Genomic DNA, 5,115 nt, shown 5'->3' with positions numbered 1-5,115 from the left:
TTCTTGTGGTTGTCGACCGCTTCAAGTCGGCGCTTCTCGTCGGGATCGCCCAATGCTCCTTCGCCGTCGCACATGATCAGCACGCTGGTCACACCATGATCGTCAGCACGCTTCTTGAGTTCGCCCAGGTACTTCGTGTCAGTCGCCTTGTCCTTGAAGAACTGATTGACGTATTCGATCCCGTCGATTCCGAATTCGGTCTTGCTGATCTTGGCGAAGTCCAGCGGATCGGCCTTCTTTTCGAAGAATGTACGATGCAAGGACCATTGAGCCAGCGAGATCTTGTAGAGCGGAGCCTTGCCGTCATCGGCCAGGAGTCCGCGCGTCATTGAGGAGGCGGTTGCCGTCGCGAGCAGGCCTGCGGATGCCGAAAGGAAGCCGCGACGCGAAAGTTGCAGAGTCATTGAGTTCACCTTAAACAGTCAAAAATATGCTGAAAGAGTCATCGCTCGTGATGTCTCTATATCGCATGGATCCCCCTTGCGGAAGGATCTGCGTGGTAATCATTTCAGATGGTGGCTGTTGTGGAAACAGGGGAACCACGATTGAGCAGATTGACATTTCCCATCCGCGCGAATTCCTCTAGATTTCCCCGCACGATTTTGCTCGCGGTCAGAGTGGCAGAGTTCGGTCTTATGACGGGGTCAGTAAACCACGTTGCAGGGGATCTCCTTCTACTGCTCTGCTGACCGCGTAGGATCGTTACTTTCGCAAAGTCAAGTTGTTTACAAGGATGTCGACAACGCAGGGTCCCCGAGTAGGGAACGGCCTTGCGAATCGATGGAGCTCCTCAAGTGAAGATTCGAAGTCGCTGGTTAACCAAATTTGCCGCATTTACCGCTGTGGCGACCTTCCGTCTCCTCTTCTGGACATGCCGTAAAAAGTTCCTGGGCGATGTTCTCGAACAACGCATGGATCCAACGGTCAATGATGAACACTTTGTGCTGAGTGTCTGGCACGATGCCCTGCTGCTGCCAACATTCGCGGCCCCCAAATGGCTGCGGAAGCGATGCTGCTGTCTCGTCAGCCAGCATCAGGACGGTTCCTACCTGGCTGACGCCATGGCCTGGATGGACTACACGACCGTGCGAGGGTCGAGCCGACGAGGTGGTGTTGAAGCACTGAGACAATTGCTGACCGATACTGCAGGTAAGCATATTATCGTCACTCCTGATGGACCTCGTGGACCCCGTCGCGTCATGAAACCTGGTGTCGCGTTCATCGCCTCTCAAACCGGACGTCGACTTCTGCCGGGAGCATTCGTCGTCAAAAACGGGTGGCGAGTGAAAGGGAGCTGGACGGATCTCGTCATTCCTATGCCCTTCACGACGATCTACCTGATTACCGGCCGTCCTGTCTCGATTCCCCAGGACACCCCACGTTCTGAACTGACCCAATATGTCGCCGCTGCTCAACAGGCGATGGACGAGATAAATGAAGAAGCCGAGCGTCTTGCCGGTCGAAATTCCCCGCAATCGGCGTTTCCCTCCGCGAAGGCGGCCTGAGCCACGAAGGCCACCCTCGGTTACTGAGCTCTCAATCAGAGCAGTCGTTCCCCCTTAGTGAATGAATCAATCCTGGTCCCGATAACTGATCGCTGTCAGGACGAGGGCCAGTTTGTCAAATAGCGACTTCCTTCCTATCGCGGCCGTCTGGCGGTTGTCGCAAACTGCACACGATGCGAAAGTTCCTAGCTGTTCTCCGGAGCAGGGGATGTCGCTGCAGCTGCCAGTTGCGTCAATTGATCAATGGCCGATCGGTAATCGGTTTCATCGAAGATCGAACTTCCTGCCACAAAGATCTGACAACCTGCTTCAGCCGCAGATGCGATTGTCGGGCCCGCAATTCCACCATCGATCGAAATCAGCGTCTGAGGTGACACGAGCGTTCGCAGTGTGCGGACTTTCTCAAGCACTTCGGGCATGAACTTCTGACCGCCGAATCCTGGTTGAACGCTCATCACAAGCACCAGATCACATGCGGCGAGATAGGGTTCGATCTGGGCCACTGGAGTTCCCGGATTGATCGCCAGTCCTGACTGCAGTCCGGCGGCCCGGATTCGCTTCAGCAGGTCTGACGGGTCTGGAACGGCTTCAATATGGATGGTGATCGCGTCGCATCCCGCCTTGATGTAGTCATCGAGGTACTTGGCGGGATCGCTGATCATGAGATGCGCGTCGAAGAACGCTTTGGTTCTGGCCCTGACACTCGCAATCACCATGGCGCCATAGGTTAGATTGGGGACAAAATTCCCGTCCATAACGTCCCAATGCACCCAGTGAGACCCCGCGGAGACCAGTCGATCGATTTCGCGGTTCAAGTCACCAAAATCGCATTTGAGCATCGAAGGAGCGACAATCGGAGGCTTATAGAGTTCGAGGGAAATCGACATGTTTTTCTCGCATGATTTCTGGCTGACGCGTCGACATATCTGAATCAGGCCGATTCTTCTCTGACCAGTCGAAAGACCGTCAGTTCAGGCCTGACGTTGATTCTGACTCTCATACTATGCCCCAGCGCTCGATTAACATAGAGGTGCCGACCGTCCTCGAGCGAAATTTCCCCAGCAGCATATCTCTTATTGCCGATCGGCAGGATCGGAGGGCCAAACCAGGGTGGCTTAACTTGGCCACCGTGCGTATGTCCCGACAGGATCCAGCCGCGATAGTCATACCAGACGGGGAGATCGACGACGTCTGGATTGTGGCACAGGATCAGTGTCGGCAGGCTGAAGTCCGAGTCGGCGAGGACTCGCGGTCCGCCGAAATTGGGACCCCAGTAATCATCAAACCCAACGATCTGCAGACCCCTCACAAACTTCGAGCGGTTTCGCAGAATCTGAATCCCGGCGTCTTCTGCGATTCGAGCAACGACGCTGGCGGCAGAGAGATCGTTCCACTGGTGTCCATAATCGTGGTTGCCGAGGATTCCCAGCGTGGCGAGTTTGCCCTGCGGAAAATGCTTCAGCACACGCTCCATCTTCTTAATCGGCAGGCTGCCGTCCCGGTGCAGCGTCAGGAAGTCACCCGTAAACACCACGAGGTCTGGAGCCCATTCCGAGACCTGTTGAAACGCCTGTATCAAAAATCGGTCGTCGACCTCGTGGCCGATGTGAACGTCACTGATCTGTACCAGCGTCCGATTTTCCAACTCGGCAGGAAGACCTCGGATCGGAAGCGGGCGATGAACCACTTCAATCCAGTGTGGCTCCACGTGCAAGGAGTAATAACCGACCCCCGCAGTACCAGCGACGAACGACCCCGCCACCCGTCTCAGCCAGTGACGACGCGTCACCGGGGGAGCCTGACGACTGGAATCCGCAGATGAAATGTCGTGGTTTAGGGGCATCGATCCCTCGTGGTCTCGCGGCTGGTGGTCATACTCCATCAAGACTCGCTACATAACCGTCGAGGATTACTCGATCTCAAAGCGAGCCGCCATGGGCATGCGCCGGCCACTGCCGAAGGCTCGGGCCGAAAGCTTGATTCCTGGCGGCATCTGACGCCGCTTGTATTCGTTCCGGTCGAGTTTTTTCGCGACCCAGCGGACTGTTTCGATCGGGAAGGATTTCCCCACGGTTGCCACCGATTCCTCTCGCTCGATCAGGCCCTCGAGGATTCCGTCCAAGATGGGATATGGGGGGAGCGAATCCTGATCGAACTGATTCGGGGCCAGTTCGGCACTGGGGGCTTTGACGAGGACGTTCCGGGGAATTACTTCGCGTTTTTCGCGAACGTCGTTGATGTAGTGACAGACGGCGTAAACGTCCCGCTTCAACAGGTCCGCCAGCACGGCGAAGCCTCCGGCCATGTCGCCGTAGAGGGTACAATATCCGACCGCCAGTTCGCTCTTGTTTCCTGTCGCCAGCGGCAGCCAGCCATAGTGATTGCTCCGCACCATCACGATTGCGCCGCGGATACGGGCCTGAAGATTCTGATCGGCCAGTCCGGCAGGGGCCGCAGCCAGATCCGCGCCGATGATCGCCAGAGATTCGTAGGCCTTGTGAACTGCGTCGATCGGAACCACTTCGGCATTGATTCCCAGTCGCGTGGCCAGTGCTTCGGCGTCATCGACACTGTGTCCGGTGCTGTAGCGGCTGGGCATCATGATTCCGTGTACGTTGCTCGCACCACAGGCCTCGGCAGCGATATAGGCTGCCAGTGTGCTGTCAATCCCTCCGGACAGTCCAAGCACACAGCCGGTGAACCCCGACTTCTGCATATAGTCCTTCAGGCCCAGAATCAACGCATCCAGCAGTTGAGCCGGGACGGGGGCCGCTTCCACGGCGATGGGGGAGCCCAACTGATCGAGGTCGATCAACTGCAGGTCTGGCGCGAACCCTTTCAGTTGCTGAACGACTCGCCCCTGGGCGTCCAGAACAATGCTGTTGCCATCGAAGACCAGATCATCGTTTCCACCGACTTCGTTCACGAAGAGAAACGGGACCTGGTGCCGATTGACATGCCGTTTGAGGATTGCCTCGCGCCGTGAAGCCTTGTTCACTTCAAACGGGCTGGCCGAGACATTAATCAGGACATCAATCCCACCGGCAGCCAGTTCTGCGATTGGATCCGGGTAGCTGATCGGGTCTGTATGGTGGAAGGTGTCACGCTCACCCCACCAGGCGTCCTCACAGATATGCAGACCCATTCGCAGGCTGCGAAATGTGACGGGAGCAATCCGGTCTGTCGGTCGGAAGTAACGTCGCTCATCAAAGACGTCATAGTTGGGAAGGAGTGACTTCTGTACCGTGGCGACGACTTTGCCGTTCTCCAGGAGACTGGCGGCGTTCGCAATTCGGTCTGCCGGGACATTCCACTCGGTTGGGTGGCCGACAATCAGTCCCACTCCCGCGGGAATTTGCCTGGCCAGCTTTTCGACGGCCTGATCACAGGCGGCAGCGAACCCTTCGCGCAGCAGCAGGTCCTTGGGGGGATACCCTGAAATGACCAGTTCCGAACAGACCACCAGGTCTGCCCCCATCGCCACAGCTCGCTCGGTCGCTTCAACGATGAGACGACAATTGCCGGTGATATCCCCAACTGTGGGGTTCAGTTGAGCGAGAGCGATTTTCATTTCAGGAGCTTTCCACTTGAGATTTCACGCAAACGATTT

4 protein-coding genes and 1 pseudogene are annotated in these 5,115 nt (G+C 56.7%); 1 reads left to right on the top strand and 4 read right to left on the bottom strand.

Features of this window, described 5'->3' with window-relative positions; all coding sequences use genetic code 11:
* A pseudogene (locus tag VGE80_RS02250) lies at positions 1-404 on the bottom strand (sugar phosphate isomerase/epimerase); the annotation flags it as partial.
* A gap of 390 nt (positions 405-794) precedes the next feature.
* Here VGE80_RS02250 and VGE80_RS02245 point away from each other — a divergent pair.
* Positions 795-1,505 (top strand): lysophospholipid acyltransferase family protein, encoded by a 711-nt coding sequence (locus VGE80_RS02245; RefSeq protein WP_373650379.1) that lies wholly within the window; start codon positions 795-797, stop codon positions 1,503-1,505.
* 185 nt (positions 1,506-1,690) lie between these two features.
* On the opposite strand, the gene rpe is transcribed toward VGE80_RS02245, so the two are convergent.
* From rpe to VGE80_RS02230, 3 genes are all read right to left on the bottom strand, one after another.
* Positions 1,691-2,392 carry a ribulose-phosphate 3-epimerase gene (gene rpe / locus VGE80_RS02240; RefSeq protein ID WP_440591522.1) on the bottom strand — a complete coding sequence of 234 codons (702 nt, stop codon included), beginning with the start codon at positions 2,390-2,392 and terminating at the stop codon, positions 1,691-1,693.
* A gap of 44 nt (positions 2,393-2,436) precedes the next feature.
* On the bottom strand, positions 2,437-3,348 hold the full coding sequence (locus VGE80_RS02235; RefSeq protein WP_440591521.1) for a metallophosphoesterase: 912 nt from the start codon (positions 3,346-3,348) through the stop codon (positions 2,437-2,439).
* A gap of 66 nt (positions 3,349-3,414) precedes the next feature.
* Entirely contained in the window at positions 3,415-5,076 is a 1,662-nt protein-coding gene (locus tag VGE80_RS02230; protein WP_373650382.1) for an NAD+ synthase, read from the bottom strand.
* Positions 5,077-5,115 lie beyond the last annotated feature (39 nt).

The sequence above is a fragment of the Schlesneria sp. genome (assembly GCF_036405755.1).
In the GTDB taxonomy this organism is placed as follows: Bacteria; Planctomycetota; Planctomycetia; order Planctomycetales; family Planctomycetaceae; genus Schlesneria; species Schlesneria sphaerica.
This window is presented reverse-complemented; position numbering and strand designations above follow the sequence as displayed.